The following is a 445-nucleotide window of genomic DNA, read 5'->3' on the forward strand; positions in this document are numbered from 1 at the left end:
GCGAACAGATCGAGCCCGCGACGGCTCGCGCGCGACAGCCCGTCCGCGCCGGCGGCCGCGGGCGCCGGCTCGACGGTCGGCTCGCGCAGCCGGACCGGACGGGCGCGGACCTCGTGGTCGAGCCTCGCCTGGCGCTGCGCCCCGCGGGGGGGGATGACGCGGCCCTGACGGAGGAGGCGGTCAAGCGGGCGGCCGCTGGCAAGGCGCGCTCCGATACGACCCAGCGCACGATCGAGGAGATCACGGCGCGGGTCGAAGAAGCGACGCAGACCTTCCAGCAGATCATCGCCTCAACCAACCAGCAGCAGCTCGGCATCGAGCAGGTGATGGGCGCCTTGCAGAACATCCGCCAGGCGAGCCAGCAGACCGCCGCCGGCACCCGCGAGGTCGAGGCGGCCTCGGCCAACCTCACCGAGCTCGCAGGAGCCCTCATGGCCCTCGCCGA

1 pseudogene is annotated in these 445 nt (G+C 74.2%); it reads left to right on the forward strand.

What is annotated here, in order from left to right:
- Nucleotides 1-445 (forward strand): annotated as a pseudogene (locus MKK68_RS26480) (hypothetical protein); the annotation flags it as partial.

It is taken from the genome of Methylobacterium sp. E-016, assembly GCF_022829745.1.
Lineage (GTDB): Bacteria > Pseudomonadota > Alphaproteobacteria > Rhizobiales > Beijerinckiaceae > Methylobacterium.